Consider the following 18,898-nt stretch of genomic DNA (forward strand, 5'->3'; position numbering starts at 1 on the left):
GAAGGGCGTGTTTATCGTCAGGGAGACGACTATGATCGCGGCATGCCCTACGACCCGTCAGCCTTCCCACCCTTCGCCGTCACCGTTGACCTGGTCGTGTTGACCGTGCGTCGCCACGCCCTGTGTGCGCTGGCGGTGCGGAGGGGCGAGCCTCCGTTCCAGGGGCGGTGGGCGCTGCCCGGCGGCTTCGTACGGGCCGACGAGGACCTGGCACAGGCGGCCGCGCGGGAATTGGCCGAGGAGACCGGGCTGCGCGCCCACGACCCGGACGCTGCCGCTCAGGACAACGGCGCGCACCTGGAACAGCTCGCCACGTACGGCGACCCCAAGCGCGACCCGCGGATGAGGGTCGTCAGCGTCGCCCATCTCGCGCTCGCGCCCGATCTGCCGGCTCCCCGGGCGGGCGGCGACGCGAACAGTGCGCGCTGGGCCCCCGTCGAGGAGCTGCTCCAGCGGGGCGGCTACGGCCGCGAAGGGGAACTGGCGGCGCCGCTCGCCTTCGACCATGCGCAGATCCTGGCGGACGGGGTGGAGCGGGCCCGGTCCAAGATCGAGTACTCGTCGCTGGCGACGGCCTTCTGCCCGGCCGAGTTCACCGTCGGCGAGCTGCGCCGTGTGTATGAGGCGGTGTGGGGCGTGGCGCTGGATCCCCGCAATTTCCACCGCAAGGTGACCGGCACACCGGGGTTCCTCGTCCCGACCGGCGGTACCACCACCCGGCAGGGCGGCCGCCCCGCCCAGCTCTTCCGCGCGGGCGGCGCCACGCTGCTCAATCCCCCGATGCTGCGCCCCGAGGTCTGACGCACGACAAGGCCGGACGGGCGCGGGGCCTGCTCCTCGAAGCGCGTCACAGATGACCGAAAAAACGTAAATATCGCGCTATCTTGCTTTGGGTGATCCAGGCCATCGGACTGACCAGCGACCCCCGCAAGGAGCTTCCGCCCGTCGTCGATGACGTGTCCTTCGAGGCGCACGCGGGCCGCGTCACCGCGCTCCTCGGAGCCCCGGGTGCGGGCAAGACGACGGCGCTGAGACTCATGCTCGAACTCCAACCAGGCCGCGGAATCACCTATTTCAGAGGCCGTCCGCTGCACCGAATCGCCCATCCCTCGCGTGAAGTGGGCGTTCTTCTCGGAGAGGTGCCCGGCCATCCGGCGCGCACCGTTCAGGGGCAACTCCGCATGCTGTGTGCCGCCGTGGGCGTGCCCGTCCGGCGTGCCGACGAGGTCCTCGAAGTGGTGGGCCTCGTCAGTCTGCGCGAGGAGCGCCTGGGCATGCTCTCACGCGGCATGGACCGTCGCCTCGGTCTGGCCTGCGCGCTGCTGCCCGACCCGCACACACTCGTTCTCGACGACCCCGCGGACGGACTCTCCACCCGCGAAAGCCGATGGCTGCACGGCATTCTGCGCGCGCACGCCGCCGAGGGCGGCACCGTGCTGTTCACCACGGACGACCCGAAGGAGGCCGCGCGGACCGCCGACCGGGTCGTCACGATCGACGAGGGCAGGCTCGTCGCCGACCAGGAAGTCGAGGACTTCGCCCGCACCCGGCTCCGGCCCCGTGTGGCCGTCCGCAGCCCGCATGCCGGCAGACTCGGCGCCCTTCTCGCCAAGGAGGCACGCAGAACACGACGTTCCGTCGAAGTGGTGCGAGAGGACGGCAGCCGCCTCTCGGTGTACGGCAGTACATGCGCCGATGTCGGTGAAACCGCGCACCGCCACGGCATTCTGGTGCATCAACTCGCCGAGGAAATCGGTGACATGGGGCCCTACGCGAGACGGCAGGCCGCGAGCGAGCCTCAGGGGGACGTGTCCCCGGGGCGCACCGATGAGGAGGGCGCGGAGGGGCTGTCCGCCCTTCCGCCGCCCATTTCCGTTCGCCAAGGGCCCAGCCCGTTGCGTCCTGTGCGTTACGAACTGCGCCGCGTGGCAGGAGTCGGCACCGGCTATCTGATCGCGGCCGCCGTACTCGCCGCCTCCGCCGTTCTCTCCGTACTCCTGGCGCGGGTGGGGCACACACCGCAGCCGCGCCTGCTCGCCGCGTGGCCGCAGGAACTGCCGCTGCCGCCCGCGGCGCTCGGTGCCGGCTGGCTCGGCGCCATCGCCTTCGGCGACGAGTTCCGCCACCCCGCCCTGGCGGCGGATCGCGGCACCGTCCCGCGGCGCCTGGGACTGCTCGCCGCCAAACTCCTCGTCGCCGCCGCCGTCGCGCTGGCTCTGGCCGTCCTCACGGTGGGTGTGGACGCCGAACTGCTCTACATCGTCTACGGAGGGGAGCTCACCGCAGTTCCCATCGACTGGCCTTCGATGAGCGCGAGTTGGCTCGGACTCATGGTGGGCTGTGCCTGGGCGGGCGTGCTGGCCGCGGGGATCTTCCGGTCGACGACCGCCGGACTCGCCGCGGTTCTGGCCGTACCGGTCGTGGTCGTACCCCTTCTGCAGAAGGCATTGGAGGGGCCCTCTGTGCGAACCGCGGCCGGGTTTTCGACGCGGTTGCGTGAGCTCATGCTGGTGCCGTGGCCCTTCGGGGGCGAGCAATATCTGGCTGCCGGGGCGCGGATGATCGCCCAACCCGTGGGCGGTGCACTGGCGTTGTCGCTCACGGCCCTGCTCTGCGCGTATCTGCTCACGACCCTGCGCAGCAGGTTCCGATGACGATCACCCGTGGCCGAGGTGTTCCTCGCGTGCGCACAACTCCTCGGAGAACGCCCATTTCTTTCCGATAAGGCGTCAATTGCGATGGGGTGAGCGATCACCCTTTCGTGTGCTTTTCACCAAAGACCTCAAGGGAGTTGGGGCCGACGCCGACAAAGGATGCGTGAGTACCCTTGCGCACACCATGATGACCGCCGCCCGCTCCGCCGACTCCGGCCTCGCCGGTCCGGGCGAACTCGACCGCTACCCCTATGTGGAGGCCCCTGGTGCCGACCGTGTCGGTGCCCCAGTGTGGGACGGCGCGGACCCGGAGCTGGGCCGAGTCGGCAGGCGGGCCGCGGGCAGCCGCGGCCGCGGCCTGCACGGCCAACTCGTCCAGCAGCTGGGCCAGATGATTGTGTCCGGAGACCTGGGAGCCGACCGCCCGCTCGTGCCCGAAGAGATCGGCCAGCGGTTCGAGGTCTCCCGCACCGTCGTCCGTGAGTCACTCCGCGTCCTCGAGGCCAAGGGCCTGGTCAGCGCCCGCCCCAATGTCGGCACGCGTGTACGGCCCGTCAGTGACTGGAATCTTCTCGACCCGGACATCATCGAGTGGCGGGCCTTCGGGCCGCAGCGCGACGACCAGCGGCGTGAGCTGAGCGAGCTGCGCTGGACGATCGAGCCGCTGGCCGCCCGCCTCGCCGCCGGGCACGGACGCGAGGAGGTGAATCAGCGGCTCGCCGACATGGTCGAGATCATGGGCCATGCCATGGCGCAGGGTGACTCGCTCACCTTCTCGCGCGCCGACGCGGAGTTCCACTCGCTCCTCATTCAGGTCGCCGGCAACCGGATGCTGGAGCACCTGTCAGGGATCGTGTCGGCCGCGCTGCAGGTCTCCGGAGGTCCGGTCACCGGCTGTGACCGGCCGAACGAGACCTCCCTCGCGCACCACGCCCGGATCGTCGACGCCCTCGTCGCCAGTGACGGGGTGGGGGCGGAGGCTGCCATGCGTCAACTGCTCACCGTCCACCCCGAGGTGGAACGCGTGGTGCCCGCGCCGCGCGAGCACTGACCGCATACCGAGGGCGGCGCGTTCGGGGGCGTGCCCCCTCGCGCGGCAACGCTCGATCGGCGAACGATCCGCTGCCGGACTCTGCCGGACTCTGCTGGGCTCTGCCGGAAATCCTCTGGAATCCGGCAGAGTCCGGCAGCGGGACGAGACGCCGAGCTCATTGACTGACCATGTTTGACCGTATCTGGCCGCTTTTGGGTGCTTACGGGGTGTGACTCGGGCCACGCAGATTGGGCGTAACGCTCCACGGGGCAGCGCGATGACTTAAGAGGTGACAGTCGAGGAGGGAATACGGACGCCGCTCACGGCGCTGTGCATCTTCCCGGCCCCCGCCCGCGCCGTCGGCTATCCCCAAGTCGTCGGTCGTCGGCTCCGGTCCACATTGGACGGGGCCGGAAGCCGTTTTCCAACGTTCCGAGAGGTTGTTCGTGTCGGCCAGCACATCCCGTACGCTCCCGCCGGAGATCGCCGAGTCCATCTCTGTCATGGCGCTCATTGAGCGGGGAAAGGCTGAGGGGCAGATCGCCGGCGATGACGTGCGTCGGGCCTTCGAAGCTGACCAGATTCCGGCCACTCAGTGGAAGAACGTACTGCGCAGCCTCAACCAGATCCTCGAGGAAGAGGGTGTGACGCTGATGGTCAGTGCCGCGGAGCCCAAGCGCACCCGAAAGAGCGTCGCAGCGAAGAGTCCGGCCAAGCGCACGGCCACCAAGACCGTCCCGGCGAAGACGGCGACGGCCAAGAAGGCCACCGCCACCGCCGCCCCCGCGATGCCTGCCGCTGACGCTCCCGCCGAGGAAGCCCCCGCCAAGAAGGCCGCTGCCAAGAAGACGACGGCGAAGAAGGCCGTCGCGAAGAAAACCGTCGCCAAGAAGACGACGGCCAAGAAGACCACCGCCAAGAAGGACGACGTCGAGCTGATCGACGAGGAGGCGGCGGTCGAGGAGACCCCGGGTACCGGCAAGCCCGGTGCCGAAGAGCCCACCGAGGACGGCGCCCAGGGCTTCGTCCTGTCGGACGAGGACGAGGACGACGCGCCCGCGCAGCAGGTCGCCGCGGCCGGTGCCACGGCTGACCCCGTCAAGGACTACCTCAAGCAGATCGGCAAGGTCCCGCTGCTCAACGCCGAGCAGGAGGTCGAGCTCGCCAAGCGCATCGAGGCCGGCCTGTTCGCCGAGGACAAGCTCGCCAACGCCGACAAGCTCGCCCCGAAGCTCAAGCGCGAGCTGGAGATCATCGCCGAGGACGGCCGCCGCGCCAAGAACCACCTCCTGGAGGCCAACCTCCGCCTGGTGGTCTCCCTCGCCAAGCGCTACACGGGTCGCGGCATGCTCTTCCTGGATCTCATCCAGGAGGGCAACCTCGGTCTGATCCGCGCGGTAGAAAAGTTTGACTACACCAAGGGCTACAAGTTCTCGACGTATGCGACCTGGTGGATCCGTCAGGCGATCACCCGCGCCATGGCCGACCAGGCCCGCACCATCCGTATCCCGGTGCACATGGTCGAGGTCATCAACAAGCTCGCGCGTGTGCAGCGTCAGATGCTCCAGGACCTGGGCCGCGAGCCCACCCCGGAGGAGCTGGCCAAGGAGCTCGACATGACCCCGGAAAAGGTCATCGAGGTCCAGAAGTACGGCCGCGAGCCGATCTCGCTGCACACCCCGCTGGGTGAGGACGGTGACAGCGAGTTCGGTGACCTCATCGAGGACTCCGAGGCTGTCGTCCCGGCCGACGCGGTCAGCTTCACGCTCCTCCAGGAGCAGCTGCACTCCGTGCTCGACACGCTGTCCGAGCGCGAGGCGGGCGTCGTCTCCATGCGTTTCGGTCTCACCGATGGTCAGCCGAAGACCCTCGACGAGATCGGCAAGGTGTACGGCGTGACGCGTGAGCGTATCCGCCAGATCGAGTCCAAGACGATGTCGAAGCTGCGTCACCCGTCGCGCTCGCAGGTGCTGCGCGACTACCTCGACTAGGTCTCGTCCATACGTCACGAGGGCCCGGTCTCCCGTACAGGGAGCCGGGCCCTTTGGTCTGCGCGGAGTGCGCGCCACCATCCGGTGAGTCACTCTGGGTTTTACTGTTGTCAACCCAGAGTGAGGAGTCCGTATGTCCCGTCCCTTCGCCCGAGCGCTTGCTCTCGCGGTCGCGGCGGCCGTGTCACCGCTGGCGTCTCCTGCCCCCGCGGCGGCCGACAGCGTCGTACTCGGCGGCTATCCCGTAGAGATCTCGCAGAGCCCGTGGACGGTGGCGTTGTCCAGCCGTGACCGGTTCGGGGGCACGCGTGCGGGGCAGTTCTGCGGGGGTGTGGTGATCGGCCGGTCGACCGTGCTGACCGCGGCGCACTGCATGAGCCGACAGGTGCTGGGAGCGCCCGCGCGGCAGATCCGCGATCTCAAGGTGATCGCCGGGCGCGGGGATCTACTGGCGGACGGAGGCAGGGAGATCTCCCTGAGCAGTGTGTGGATCAACCCGGCGTACAACGCGTACACGAACGCCGGTGACTTCGCTGTGCTCACCCTCGCCGAGCCGCTCCCCGCGAGCTCCGTCATCGGCATGGCGGGCCCCGGCGACGCGGCCTACCGGCCGGGTACGGACGCTGTGGTCTACGGCTGGGGCGACATCACGGGCCGAGGCGACTATGTGCGCGGTCTGCGGGCCGCACGGGTGGATGTGCTGTCCGATGCCGTCTGCGAGAAGGCGTATCCAGGCAGTGCGGGCGGAACGTATCGGTCCGGTGCCATGCTGTGCGCCGGGGAGCCGGCCGGTGGCCGGGATGCCTGCCAGGGGGACAGCGGTGGGCCGCTGGTCGCCCAGGGGCGGCTGATCGGCCTGGTGTCGTGGGGGAGGGGCTGCGGACGGGCCGGCAGCCCAGGGGTGTACACGCGGGTCTCTGACGTCGTCAGGGCGCTGCGTATGGGTCGCTGACGGGCATGCCGCCGGCAGGGACACAGGAGAGCCGCTGTGCACGAGTCCGGGCGGCCACCCCTCGAAGGAGAGGTGGCCGCCCGGGCAACCGGCCTGTGCCGGAGCTGGCTCGTCGTGGATGCGAAGTGTCAACGCTCTTCGTCGTTGGCGCTTGCCGGGGCGGCCGTCAGCCGCTCCGTCTCGTCCTGTATCTCAGCGGCGATCTTCTTGAGTTCCGGCTCGAACTTGCGTCCGTGGTGGGCGCAAAAGAGCAGTTCACCACCGCTGAGGAGCACGACGCGCAGATATGCCTGGGCGCCGCAACGGTCGCAGCGGTCAGCGGCCGTCAGCGGGCTCGCGGGGGTCAGAACAGTAGTCACGTCGCCTCTTCTCTAGCTCGACGAGCTGTCGTACCAGGGTCAACATCCAACCAGGCCTAAAACGTTCCCGCTCGTGGCTCTTCCTCGAAAAATTTCTCTCCGAGTCGGCTGTCTGCTGCCGGTTGGCGGCGAATGAGCCGTATTGCGTGTCTTTGTGTCTTACGGGTTCGCGCTGTCTGTCAGGGTCGGTCCTCCCGGCTGGATTGCCGGTTTGTTCATGAGGACGTGCCCGGAGCCTAAATGGTTCATGCCTGGAAGGGAACGTGATGTGTACTTCACTCGATCGAGGGATCGAACATGCATGCGACTCTGGGTGGGCCTGGTCTAGTCTGACTTTCGGACGAGGGTGGCGTTACAACGGCTCTACCAGGCCTCGGTACCCTCGGACCGGCGACCGAAGCCGGGGCCCTTACCCAACAGGGCCCCACCTGAAATTCAGCGAGGAGCGAACCGCGTGACCGCCGAGACGTCCGTGCCGTCCACAGCACTGCTGACCGGAGCAGACCGGGACGGTTCCAACTACACCGCGCGGCACCTGCTCGTCCTCGAGGGGCTCGAGGCCGTGCGGAAGCGCCCGGGCATGTACATCGGATCGACCGACAGCCGCGGTCTGATGCACTGCCTCTGGGAGATCATCGACAACTCCGTGGACGAGGCCCTGGGCGGGTACTGCGACCATATCGAGGTGATCCTGCACGACGACGCCTCGGTGGAAGTGCGGGACAACGGCCGCGGCATCCCCGTCGACGTGGAGCCCAAGACCGGCCTCTCCGGTGTCGAGGTCGTGATGACCAAGCTGCACGCCGGCGGAAAGTTCGGCGGTGGTTCGTACGCGGCCTCCGGCGGCCTGCACGGTGTGGGTGCCTCCGTGGTGAACGCGCTGTCGGCCCGCCTGGACATCGAGGTGGACCGCGCCGGGCACACGCACTCCGTCAGCTTCCGGCGCGGTACCCCGGGCGCGTTCAAGGCGTCCGGACCGGACGCGGCCTTCGACGCGTCGGCCGGCCTGCGCAAGCTCAAGAGGATTCCCAAGACCCGCACCGGCACGCGCGTGCGCTACTGGGCCGACCGCCAGATCTTCCTCAAGGACGCCAAGCTCTCCCTGGACCATTTGCACCAGCGCGCCCGCCAGACAGCGTTCCTGGTACCCGGGCTGACCATCGTCGTCCGCGACGAGTACGGCCTGGGCGCAGACGGCAGCAAGGGTGAGGAGTCCTTCCGCTTCGACGGGGGCATCAGCGAGTTCTGCGAGTACCTGGCCGGCGACAAGCCCGTCTGTGACGTACTCCGCTTCTCCGGCCAGGGCACCTTCAAGGAGACCGTCCCGGTCCTTGACGACCACGGCCAGATGACCCCCACCGAGGTCACCCGTGAGCTCGGCGTCGACGTCGCGATGCGCTGGGGCACGGGTTACGACACGACGCTCAAGTCGTTCGTGAACATCATCGCCACGCCCAAGGGCGGCACCCACGTGGCGGGCTTCGAGCAGGCCGTCACGAAGACGGTCAACGAAGTGCTGCGGTCCAAGAAGCTGCTGCGCGTCGCCGAGGACGACATCGTCAAGGACGACGCCCTGGAAGGCCTCACCGCGGTGGTGACGGTGCGCCTCGCCGAGCCGCAGTTCGAAGGGCAGACCAAGGAGGTGCTCGGCACCTCGGCCGCCCGCCGCATCGTGACGAACGTGGTCTCCAAGGAGCTCAAGGCGTACCTGACCTCCACCAAGCGCGATGCCGCCGCCCAGGCCCGCGCCGTCCTGGAGAAGGCCGTCGCAGCCGCCCGTACGCGCATCGCGGCCCGCCAGCACAAGGACGCACAGCGCCGGAAGACGGCTCTGGAGTCCTCCTCGCTGCCTGCCAAGCTCGCCGACTGCCGCAGCGACGACGTCGAGCGCAGCGAGCTGTTCATCGTCGAGGGGGACTCGGCGCTCGGCACCGCCAAGCTCGCCCGGAACTCCGAGTTCCAGGCGCTGCTGCCGATCCGCGGCAAGATCCTCAACGTTCAGAAGGCGTCCGTGTCGGACATGCTCAAGAACGCCGAGTGCGGCGCGATCATCCAGGTCATAGGGGCGGGGTCCGGCCGGACCTTCGACATCGACGCGGCTCGCTACGGGAAGATCATCCTGCTCGTCGACGCCGATGTCGACGGTGCGCACATCCGCATTCTGCTGCTCACGCTGTTCCAGCGATATATGCGCCCCATGGTCGAGGCGGGCCGGGTGTTCGCCGCGGTGCCCCCGCTGCACCGGATCGAACTCACCCAGCCGAAGAAGGGCCAGGACAAGTACGTCTACACGTACTCGGACCGCGAGCTGCGCGACAAGCTGCTGGAGTTCCAGAGCAAGGGCATCCGGTACAAGGACTCGATCCAGCGCTACAAGGGTCTGGGCGAGATGGACGCCGACCAGCTGGCCGAGACCACGATGGATCCGCGGCACCGCACCCTGCGCCGTATCAACATCACCGACCTGGAGGCCTCTGAGCAGGTGTTCGACCTGTTGATGGGGAACGAGGTGGCGCCGCGCAAGGAGTTCATCTCCAACTCGGCGGCGACACTGGACCGCTCGCGCATCGACGCGTAGGGGGCCGGAGCTCCCAGGGGGCAGGAGGCGTCCACGTGGGCGCCTCCACCCGTGGATGGAGGCCGGTCGAGGACCGGGATCAGGACACCTCGGTCACCTGATGGGGTGAAGAGCGTGGAGAGAAGAGTCAGGGCTCTTCCCGTTCTGTCCATCCTTGGGCATGCAGTCAAGCACCGGTCGTCCCCGCCGACGCGGGGACCGACCTGAGAGTTCGGTGGAGAACCACGCAGGTCGTGACCCTGCCCCCGTGGACGCGGGGGCCAGGCAGGTGCCGTTCGACGACCCCTGGTACGACGCGTTCGCCTCCGGCTGGGGTGAGTTGGACGGCACGGGCGCGCCCGCTCCCCTCGCGCCGCCCGCGCGCGGCGAGCACGAGGGCCGTACCGCGCGCCCGGCCGACATCTATCTGGAGGTGCAGCGCAGTGCGGCCTTCCAGGAGGTGCGCGGCCGGTACCGAAGATTCGTTGTCCCGGCCGTCGCCATCTTCTTCACCTGGTACGTCGGCTATGTGGTGACCGCGACGACAGCGCCCGGTTTCATGGCGCGACCTCTCGCCGGCTCCGTGAACGTGGCGATGATCGCGGGGCTGGGGCAGTTCCTCACCACGTTCCTGTTCACCTGGGCGTACGCGCGCCACGCACGGCTGCGCAGGGACCGGGCCGCGCTGGATCTGCGCTGGGACACACAGGAGTTGACGCGCAGCGTCAGAGGCGGTGAGCGGTGACGGGCAACCATCAGACGCTGGTGCCGGGCGGCCATCAGACCCTGGCGCTGCTGCTGTTCAGCGCGTTCGTCGCCGTCACCCTGGCGATCACCACTTGGGCGAGCCGCAAACGACGTGGTTCGGCGGAGGAGTTCTACGCGGGCGGCCGGCTCTTCTCGCCCATGGAGAATGGTTTTGCCATCGCGGGCGACTACATGTCGGCGGCCTCCTTCCTCGGTATCTCGGGGCTCATCGCGCTCTTCGGCTACGACGGGTTGCTGTATTCGGTGGGCTTCCTCGTCGCCTGGCTCGTCGTGCTGTTCCTGGTCGCCGAACTGGTGCGCAACTGCGGGCGGTTCACACTCGCCGACGTGGTCGCGGCGCGGATGAGAGAGCGGCCGGTGCGGATCGCGGCGGGAACTTCCTCGGTGACGGTGTCCGTTCTGTACCTGGTGGCGCAGATGGTGGGCGCGGGCAGCCTGGTCGCGCTCCTGCTGGGGGGTACGAGCGAGGCGGCGCAGGCCTGGACGGTCATCGGCGTAGGTGCGCTCATGGTCCTGTATGTGTCGTTGGGAGGGATGCGGGCCACCACGTGGATCCAGATCGTCAAGGCGGTCCTGCTGATGGGCGGGGCGATCGCCCTGACCGTGCTCGTGCTGGTGCGGTTCCAGGGGGACTTCGACCAGTTGCTGCGTACGGCGGCGGAGCGCAGCGGGCACGGTGACGCGTTCCTCGCGCCCGGCCTGAAGTACGGCGGGGACTGGACCGCGCGTTTCGACTTCATCAGCCTGGGCCTTGCGCTGGTGCTCGGCACGGCCGGTCTGCCGCACATCCTGTCGCGCTTCTACACCGTCCCGACCGCGCGGGCCGCCCGTCGCTCGGTCGTCTGGTCGATCGGTCTGATCGGCGGCTTCTACGTGATGACGATCGTGCTGGGGTTCGGCGCGGCCGCGATCGTCGGCCCCGACGCCGTACGCGGGTCGAACGCGGCCGGGAACACGGCGGTGCCGCTGCTGGCGCTGGAAGTAGGCGGCGGCGCGGCGTCGACCGGCGGAACGGTCCTGTTCGCGATCGTCGCCGCGATCGCCTTCGCCACCATCCTGGCCGTGGTCGCCGGGATCACGCTCGCCTCGTCGGCGTCCGTGGCCCACGACCTGTATGCGTCGCTGCGGCGCCGGCGGACGAAGCCGCGCAGCGAGGTGTCCGTCGCGCGCGTCGCCGCGGTCGGCATCGGAGTGGTCGCCATCGCTCTCGGCCTGCTCGCCCGCGACCTGAACGTGGCGTTCCTGGTGGGCCTCGCCTTCGCCGTCGCCGCGTCGGCCAATCTGCCCGTGCTGCTGTACTCGCTGTTCTGGCGGAGCTTCACGACGCGTGGCGCGGTGTGGGCCGTGTACGGGGGACTGGTGCCCGCGGTGGTGCTCGTGGTGCTGTCGCCCGTGGTGTCCGGAAGCCCCGAATCGCTGTTCCCGGCCGCCGACTTCCAGTACTTCCCGCTGCAGAACCCCGGCCTGGTCTCGATCCCGCTGGGCTTCCTCGCGGGCTGGCTCGGCACCGTCACCTCGGCGGAGACACCGGACGAGGCGAAGCACGCGGAGACCGAGGTGCGGTCGCTCACGGGGGCGGGGGCGGTCTGAGGACGCGCGCGTACGCCCGTACGCGGCCCGGCGCGTCCAACGGCACGGCCAGAGCCGTCCTCGTACGCGTACGCCGCCCGCCCCTGCGCGGACAACGACGCCAGTCGCCTCAGGTGCGGGTCGCCCAGACGTAGCGATGCTCCGGGCGGCCCGCATCGCCGTATTTGAGTGACAGTGTGGCCCGTCCCGTGCGCTCCAGGAGCTTCAGATAACGCTGGGCGGTCTGCCGGCTGAGCCCGGTCCGGTCCGCGATCTCCTGGGCCGACAGAGGGCCTTCGGCGTTCACCAGCGCCCGGCGCACTGCCTCCGCGGTGGTGGGGGAGTGGCCCTTGGGCAGGTCCGGCTCGGAACCCGCCGAGAGGGCGCCGAAGATCCGGTCGACCTCGACCTGTTCGGCCTCACCGCCGCCGTCCAGCGTGCGGCGCAGCGCCGCATAGGCCTCCAGCTTGGCGCGCAGTCCGGCGAAGGCGAACGGTTTGACCAGGTACTGGAGTGCTCCGTGCCGCATCGCCGCCTGGACCGTCGACACGTCACGCGCCGCGGTCACCATGATCACGTCGGTCTGATGGCCGCGACGGCGCATCTCCTGGACCACCGCGAGGCCCGTCTTGTCGGGCAGATAGTGGTCGAGCAGTACCAGGTCCAGGCGGGGCAGGGTCTCCATCTGCCGCAGCGCCTCCGCCGCGGAGTGCGCCTCGCCCGCGACATGGAAGCCCGCGACCTTCTGCACGTACGCGGCGTTGACCCGAGCGACCCGGGTGTCGTCGTCCACGACCAGTACCTCGATCATCGCGGCTCCTCCTTGGTGGTCGTGGTGCCCGCGGCGGCGGCTTTCCGGGAGGGACCGGGCTCGGCTGCGGTGCGTGCTCCCTGTGCGGGCCCGGGCCCTGATGCGAGATCCGGCTCCGCCAGCGCCTCCGGCAGCACGATGGTGAACTCCGCGCCCCCGCCGCCCGCCTGGTCGACGCGCGCGCTGCCACCCTGCCGCTCGGCGAGCCTTCGTACCAGGGAGAGGCCGATCCCGCGCTTGCCGTGCGCCGGAGGCTTCTTGGTGGACCAGCCCTCCGTGAAGATCAACTCGCGCTGGTCGGCGGGGACTCCGGGGCCGGTGTCCCGCACCCTGAGCACTGCCGTACGTCCCTCCGCGCGCAACTCGACCTCCACGCGCGCGTGGAGGTCGCCCGCGACGGCGTCGAGCGCGTTGTCGACGAGGTTCCCCACGATGGTGACCAGACCCCGGGGGTCGATCAGCCGGTCGGGAAACAGTGTCCTGTCCGAGATCCACAGGGCCACCCCGCGCTCAGCCGCGACGGTCGCCTTGCCCACCAGCAGGGCGGCGAGCAGCGGGTCGTGGATCTTCTCGGTGACCTGCTCCGCGGTGGCCCTGTGGTCGCCGACCACCTCGCCGACGAACTCCACGGCGTCGTCGTACATCTCGAGTTCCAGCAAACCCAGGAGTGTGTGCATACGGTTGGCGTGCTCGTGGTCCTGGGCGCGCAGGGCGTCGATCAGGCCGCGGGTGGAGTCGAGTTCACGGCCGAGCTGCTCCAGTTCCGTGCGGTCGCGCAGTGTGGCCACGGCGCCGCCGTCGTCGGTGGGCATGCGGTTGGCCACCAGGACGCGTTGACCACGGACGGTGAGCAGATCGGTGCCGGTCACGTGCCCGGCCAGCACGTCGGTCGTACGCCCCTTTCCGAGGGCTTCGTCGAGCGGCTGTCCCACGGCCTCGTCGCCGATGCCCAGCAGGCGTCTCGCCTCGTCGTTGAGGAGCCGGATCCTGCCACCGCGGTCCAGCGCGACGACGCCCTCCCTGATGCCGTGCAGCATCGCCTCGCGTTCGGCGAGGAGCGCCGCGATGTCGGAGAACGCCAGGTCGCGAGTCTGCCGGTGGACCCGCCTGGAAATCAGATACGCGGCCAGCGCGCCGACGGCCAGGGCGCCGCCCGCGTACGCGAAGAGGCCCGGGATCGCGTGGATCAGCCGGGCGCGCACGCTGTCGTATTCGATGCCGACGGAGACCGCGCCGACGATGTCGCCCTCGGAGTCGCGCAACGGCACCTTGCCGCGGGCCGCGCGGCCCAATGTGCCGCTGTCGATCTCCATGACCTCGCGGCCGGCCAGGGCCTGGCGCGGGTCCGTCGAGACCTCGCCGCCTATCCGGGTGGGGTCGGTGTGCGACCAGCGCACGCCGTCCATGTTCATCACCACGACGTACTCGGCTCCACTGGCCTTGCGGATCCGTTCCGCCTCCGCCTGCACGGGCCCGTCGGCGGAGGGGCGCGTGGACATGAGCTCCTCGGCGAGCTGCGGCTGCGCCGCCGTGGTCTGCGCGATCGCGAGCGCGCGGCGCATCGCCTGGTCGTCCAGCTGGTCGCTGAGCGGTGCGAGGAACAGACCGGTCGCGAGGACGACGACTCCGGCCGCGATCGCCAGCTGCATCAGCAGCACCTGCGAGAACATCCGCCTCGGCATGCCGAGGCGGATTCGTCGTGCAGGGGGAGTGGGGCTCATGCCTATGACGGTACGGCCGCAGGCGCGCCGTGCCGTAGGGGTGTGGCGTGGATCTCGTGTGGTGAAGGGGGATCAGGAGGGTACGAGGCTCGCCAGGGCTGCGGGGAGCAGTTCGCGTACCGCCGACACGTCCATCCGGGCCGGGGAGCCGAGGGGCGATCCGCAGCTCTCCGGCCGGGGCGGCAGCGCCGCGCCCTGGGCGACCGTGACCTGCCAGACACGGCCGTCGGTGTGAGCGACGGTCACCTCCCAGCGCGGTGCCACGCCGTCCGTGCGGACGACGGTCAGCGCGTCCGCCGCATCCTCGCCCGTCGCCCTGCGCACCGCCAGCTCGGCGGCCTGTCCGGGGCGCTCCCAGGCGGAGCTCCCTCGGCACCCTTCGGTGACCACACGCCCTTCCCGGACGCCTTGGAGGATCTCCTTGACGGCGTGGGCCTCGGCACGCCCGTACGCGTATCCGAACGGCAGTACGAGAAGCGTCGGCGAGAAGCGATGTCCCCCCAGGTGGGTGACCTCCCACACGCCGTCCATTCCGGAGGCGGCGAGTTCGGCCGCGAGAGGGCGGCCTAGGAGGGCGCAGCAGCGGTCGCGTTTGCCGTTGGTGCAGACGAGGGCGAGCGGATCGCCGGCGTGGGGGCGGCCGTCGAGAACCTCGTCGAAGGTCCGGGGCATGCCCGCGCCGAGCGCGGCGAGGTCGAGCTCGAGCAGTTGCTCGGGGGCCGCCGTGGTGGCGCTGCGGAGCCATGTGTTTCCGGGAGCGGTGTGGGCCGCGTACACCTGGCGCTCGGTGATGGTGCGGCAGTCGGCGTGCCGTCCCGGCCGGCGGATCAGGGCGATGCGCACGCCGGTGTTCTCCACGGCCTTCTCAAGGGCGCGACCGAGTGCGGGGTCCAGATGGCTCGAGGTCAGCGCGGAGGCACCCCACGGGCCGGGCTGCTCCAGCAGCAGCCACGTCCTCGCGGTGGCGGCGGTCCCCGCGAGGGGCTCGTCCAGATCCCAGGAGGCCTTCGTGCACGTACTCACATAGGTGAGCCTAACCTGAGTTGGGCTGGAGTGACTTCCGGTGCTCCTGTTGTCAGTGGTTCGGAAGTGGCTGAGGTGGCCGCGGCCCCGCGTACTGCCCGCTCGGACGCATACGCATCGGAGCCTCCTCGTACTCCTCCAGGATGTGGGCGATCCAGCCCGCCGTGCGGGCGACGGCGAAGACCGTCTCGCTCGCGGACGCGTGCATGCCGGACGCGGTTGTGAGGACGGCGAGGGCCAGGTCGACGTTGGCGTGCAGAGGGGCGTGGCGGGCGGTGGTGGCGACGATGTCGTGAGCCGCCGCCAGGGCGGGCTCTGCCCCGGGGACGTCCTCCAGGAGGGCGAACAGCGCACGCGCACGTGGGTCCTCGGCCGGGTAGAGGGTGTGGCCGAGTCCCGGGATGCGGCGTCCGGCGCGCAGTTCGTCCGCGACGACCGGCGCCGCTGAGCCCCGGTCCAGTACGTCCAGGAGCAGCCGGTGCGCGAGTCCGCCGGCCGCTCCGTGCAGTGGGCCTTCCAGGACGCCCAGGCCCGCCGAGACGGCGGCGTACGCGTGTGCGCGGGCCGACGCGGCGACGCGGACCGCGAGGGTCGAGGCGGCCAGGTCGTGGTCCACGAGCAGGGCAAGCGCGGTGTCCAGGGCCCGCAGTGAGGCGTCGTCGGCTTGTCTGGCGCTGAGCCGCGCCCACAGGCGGTGCGCCAGCGGACCTCCGTCCCGATGGTCGCCGCGCCGGGGCGGGAGGGCGGCGACGAGCGTGGGGATGAGGGTGCGCGCGGTGCCGAGCACCGACTCCTCGGCGAGGTCGAAGCGCAGGGGGTCCACGTTCGCCGCGGCGATGGTCGCCACGCGGAGCCGGTCTGTCGGACTCGTGTGCTCGGGCAGCGCGTCGACGGCGCGGCGGGCGACGGCGACGGACGCCTCCGGGGCGGTGAAGGACACCCCCCGGCGCATCGTGCCCGTCCACAGCCATTCGGCGACCTCTTCGTAGGAGTGGCGCGCGGCCAGTTCGGTCGCGTCGACGCCCCGGAAGTAGTAGCGGTCCTTGTCGATCAGGGTGATGCGGGTGCGGAGGGAGAGCTTGCCCGCGCCCGGTGAACCCTCGCTCGGGCCCCGCCTGTTGCGTCGCGCGAGCGCCTCCACCTCCTTGGCGTCGAAGGTGCTGCCGCGGCCACCAGGATCGCGTCGGCTACTGAGCTGTCCGCGGCTCACATACGCGTACACGGTCTCGGGCTTCACACCGAGCAGGTCGGCGGTCTCCGTGGTGCTGATCCGCCGGCCTTCCTGTCCGGGGGCCGGTTCTTGATCTCTCATGTGCGTCACCGTATCCGCGGTGGGGTTCTGGCTGACCGATGGTTGATCGAATCAATATTGACAGAAATTAAGTCAAGCATGGACAGTCGAATCAAGTCCAGGGAGGAAACATGTCGATCAACCAGGCCGCGACCGCCTCCGTCGACGTGCCGCGAGGACTCGCGGGCGTCGTCGTCACCGACACCGTGCTGGGTGACGTCAGGGGGTTCGAGGGCTTCTATCACTATCGCCAGTACTCCGCCGTCGACCTCGCGCAGTCACGCGGCTTCGAGGACGTGTGGCACCTGCTGGTCCACGGTGAACTGCCGGACGCGGCACAGCGCTCCGCCTTCGTGGCGCGGACGGCGGCCATGCGGCGGCTGCCCGACGAGGTGCGGGCGGTGCTGCCCGCGATCGCGGCGGCGAGCGGGCGTTCCGGGCCGCTGGCCGGGATGCGGACCGCGCTGTCGCTGCTCGGCGCCGCGCTCGGGTTCCGGCCGGTGTACGACATCGCCGCGGACCGGCGTCGCGCGGACACGCTCGCCATGGCGGCCGCCGTACCGACGCTGCTGACGGCGCTTCACCGGCTCGGCCGTGGTCTCGAGCCCGTCGAGCCACGCGAGGATCTGCCCCATGCCGCCAACTATCTCTACATGCTGACCGGTTCGGAGCCGGACCCGGAGCACGCCCGGGCCGTCGAGCAGTACTTGATCTCGACCATTGACCATGGATTCAATGCATCAACATTCACTGCCCGGGTGATCACGTCGACAGGAGCGGATGTGGCGGCCTGCCTTGTGGGTGCGGTGGGGGCCCTGTCCGGACCGCTGCACGGCGGCGCCCCGAGCCGGGCCCTGGACACCCTGGATGCGATCGGTACGCCCGACCGGATCGATTCCTGGGTGCGCGGACGCGTCCTGGCGGGCGACCGCATCATGGGCTTCGGTCACGCCGTCTACCGCACCGAGGACCCGCGCTCCCGCATGCTCCGCGGTATCGCCCAGCGGTTCGGCGGCCCCCGCGTCGACCTCGCCGTCGAAGTCGAGCGCCGTGTGGAGGCGATCCTCGCGGAGCTCAAGCCCGGTCGTGAACTGCACGCCAACGTCGAGTTCTACGCGGGCGTCGTCATGGAGCTGTGCGGCCTGCCCCGCGAGATGTTCACGCCCACCTTCGCCACGGCCCGCGTCGTCGGCTGGAGTGCCAACATCCTGGAACAGGCGGAGGATTCGAAGATCATCCGTCCGGGGGCCCGGTATGTGGGAGCGCCTGCGCCCCAGCCCGTGCCTGGCTGGTAACGGTCTCGGAGCGCAGACGCTCAGGTCCGGCAGATCAGCGACGGATCACATTGATCGTGACATTGGCCACCGCGTCGGCAAGAAAGACGCTGCCACCGAAAGTGGCCACGGCGGTCACGTGGTCGGTCTGGCCAGTGATGATCAGCAGGATGATGCCGATCGCTGCCAGCAGGGCGATGAGGCCCGGGAGGAGCTGGAAGATACGCCTGGATGGCTGCTGTTCTCCGGGCTCTCGTGCGCTACCGTCGTGCGTCGTCGGGTTGGGCATGCAAACTCCTTGAACGGGCTGTTCACGGGGATGTGGCCGGTCTGACTGAAGGGGAGTCCCTCCGCGTCACCCGTCGCCCGCCAAAGCACAGGGTGTCGCAACCAGGGGGCTCCCCTTCCTCATGCCGGAGGGGGAACTGGTGGTGGCGCGCAGTACCGGTTTGCCCGCAGGCGGTGGTGAACCGTGGGCGGCTCATCCCTCGGGATGAATCGACGCCTGCCTCGTGCCGCCGGTACAAAGCCTCGGATCGGATCTCAGGCGAGGCCCGATCCGAGGGCGGCCACTATGCGTCCGGAATATCGGCTTTTGCGCGGATGAGCGTCTCTCGGCTGATCACTACGATCCGCTCGTAGTCGGCACGGGCGGCGTCGGAGGGCAGCTCGGCATCGAGCTGTTCCGTACTGTCGGTGCCGATCACTGCAAAACGTCCGTCCTGCAGTTCGAAGATGTCGGGGCAGGTCTGGCCCGACACACTTCCTCTCTCGCGGGGAGACGCACCGATACGGCGCACGATCTTCAAGTGGATCCCGGTCCTTGGGTGGTGGCTGGCAGTGTTGACATCGCCTGCCGAGACCGGGGGTGTGGCCGAGGCAGGCGAAGACGCAT

The 18,898-nt window shown here is 69.7% G+C and carries 16 protein-coding genes; 9 read left to right on the forward strand and 7 right to left on the reverse strand.

The annotated features are described in order from the left end of the window. The first annotated feature begins 42 nt into the window (after positions 1-42). The 5 genes from FGD71_RS22395 (at position 43) to FGD71_RS22415 (ending at position 6,630) form a co-directional block, all read left to right on the forward strand. The gene (locus tag FGD71_RS22395; protein ID WP_119102289.1) at positions 43-801 is read left to right on the forward strand and encodes an NUDIX hydrolase; all 759 of its coding nucleotides are present in this window, start codon (positions 43-45) and stop codon (positions 799-801) included. Between the two features lie 92 nt (positions 802-893). Then, on the forward strand, positions 894-2,654 hold the full coding sequence (locus FGD71_RS22400) for an ABC transporter ATP-binding protein (protein WP_119102290.1): 1,761 nt from the start codon (positions 894-896) through the stop codon (positions 2,652-2,654). A 163-nt stretch (positions 2,655-2,817) separates the two neighbouring features. Continuing rightward, complete coding sequence (locus FGD71_RS22405; RefSeq protein WP_119102291.1) at positions 2,818-3,705, forward strand: FadR/GntR family transcriptional regulator; 888 nt, start codon at positions 2,818-2,820, stop codon at positions 3,703-3,705. Positions 3,706-4,133: 428 nt separating this feature from the next. Continuing rightward, positions 4,134-5,678, forward strand: a complete 1,545-nt coding sequence (locus FGD71_RS22410) for an RNA polymerase sigma factor (protein ID WP_119102336.1) — start codon at positions 4,134-4,136, stop codon at positions 5,676-5,678. 133 nt (positions 5,679-5,811) lie between these two features. Then, on the forward strand, positions 5,812-6,630 hold the full coding sequence (locus tag FGD71_RS22415; protein ID WP_119102292.1) for a S1 family serine peptidase: 819 nt from the start codon (positions 5,812-5,814) through the stop codon (positions 6,628-6,630). 128 nt (positions 6,631-6,758) lie between these two features. Here the strand turns inward: FGD71_RS22415 and FGD71_RS22420 are convergent, their stop codons facing one another. Further along, on the reverse strand, positions 6,759-6,989 hold the full coding sequence (locus FGD71_RS22420) for a DUF7455 domain-containing protein (RefSeq protein WP_119102293.1): 231 nt from the start codon (positions 6,987-6,989) through the stop codon (positions 6,759-6,761). Between the two features lie 454 nt (positions 6,990-7,443). Between FGD71_RS22420 and FGD71_RS22425 the strand changes: the two genes are divergently transcribed. The 3 genes from FGD71_RS22425 to FGD71_RS22435 all read left to right on the forward strand — a co-directional run bounded on the left by FGD71_RS22425 (position 7,444) and on the right by FGD71_RS22435 (position 11,904). Further along, positions 7,444-9,567, forward strand: coding sequence for a DNA gyrase/topoisomerase IV subunit B (locus FGD71_RS22425; RefSeq protein WP_119102294.1), 2,124 nt, complete (start codon positions 7,444-7,446; stop codon positions 9,565-9,567). A 160-nt stretch (positions 9,568-9,727) separates the two neighbouring features. Next, a complete protein-coding gene (locus tag FGD71_RS22430; protein WP_119102337.1) occupies positions 9,728-10,291 on the forward strand; it encodes a DUF485 domain-containing protein in 564 nt (187 codons plus the stop codon). A 20-nt stretch (positions 10,292-10,311) separates the two neighbouring features. Beyond that, a complete protein-coding gene (locus FGD71_RS22435) occupies positions 10,312-11,904 on the forward strand; it encodes a solute symporter family protein (RefSeq protein ID WP_119102338.1) in 1,593 nt (530 codons plus the stop codon). Between the two features lie 109 nt (positions 11,905-12,013). Here the strand turns inward: FGD71_RS22435 and FGD71_RS22440 are convergent, their stop codons facing one another. The 4 genes from FGD71_RS22440 to FGD71_RS22455 all read right to left on the reverse strand — a co-directional run bounded on the left by FGD71_RS22440 (position 12,014) and on the right by FGD71_RS22455 (position 16,750). Beyond that, the gene (locus FGD71_RS22440; protein ID WP_119102295.1) at positions 12,014-12,694 is read right to left on the reverse strand and encodes a response regulator; all 681 of its coding nucleotides are present in this window, start codon (positions 12,692-12,694) and stop codon (positions 12,014-12,016) included. Next, the gene (locus tag FGD71_RS22445) at positions 12,691-14,415 is read right to left on the reverse strand and encodes a sensor histidine kinase (RefSeq protein ID WP_119102296.1); all 1,725 of its coding nucleotides are present in this window, start codon (positions 14,413-14,415) and stop codon (positions 12,691-12,693) included. The genes FGD71_RS22440 and FGD71_RS22445 overlap by 4 nt, the downstream gene beginning before the upstream one ends. Before the next feature lie 72 nt (positions 14,416-14,487). Continuing rightward, entirely contained in the window at positions 14,488-15,438 is a 951-nt protein-coding gene (locus tag FGD71_RS22450) for a ferredoxin family protein (RefSeq protein ID WP_119102297.1), read from the reverse strand. A 52-nt stretch (positions 15,439-15,490) separates the two neighbouring features. After that, positions 15,491-16,750 (reverse strand): citrate synthase, encoded by a 1,260-nt coding sequence (locus FGD71_RS22455; RefSeq protein WP_119102298.1) that lies wholly within the window; start codon positions 16,748-16,750, stop codon positions 15,491-15,493. 110 nt (positions 16,751-16,860) lie between these two features. Here FGD71_RS22455 and FGD71_RS22460 point away from each other — a divergent pair, with 110 nt between their 5' ends. Next, a complete protein-coding gene (locus FGD71_RS22460) occupies positions 16,861-18,024 on the forward strand; it encodes a citrate synthase/methylcitrate synthase (protein WP_119102299.1) in 1,164 nt (387 codons plus the stop codon). A 34-nt stretch (positions 18,025-18,058) separates the two neighbouring features. On the opposite strand, the gene FGD71_RS22465 is transcribed toward FGD71_RS22460, so the two are convergent. After that, a complete protein-coding gene (locus FGD71_RS22465; RefSeq protein ID WP_119102300.1) occupies positions 18,059-18,292 on the reverse strand; it encodes a hypothetical protein in 234 nt (77 codons plus the stop codon). Positions 18,293-18,575: 283 nt separating this feature from the next. Beyond that, positions 18,576-18,812, reverse strand: coding sequence for a hypothetical protein (locus FGD71_RS22470; RefSeq protein WP_119102301.1), 237 nt, complete (start codon positions 18,810-18,812; stop codon positions 18,576-18,578). Positions 18,813-18,898 lie beyond the last annotated feature (86 nt).

Source organism: Streptomyces sporangiiformans (genome assembly GCF_005768555.2).
GTDB lineage: Bacteria > Actinomycetota > Actinomycetes > Streptomycetales > Streptomycetaceae > Streptomyces > Streptomyces sporangiiformans.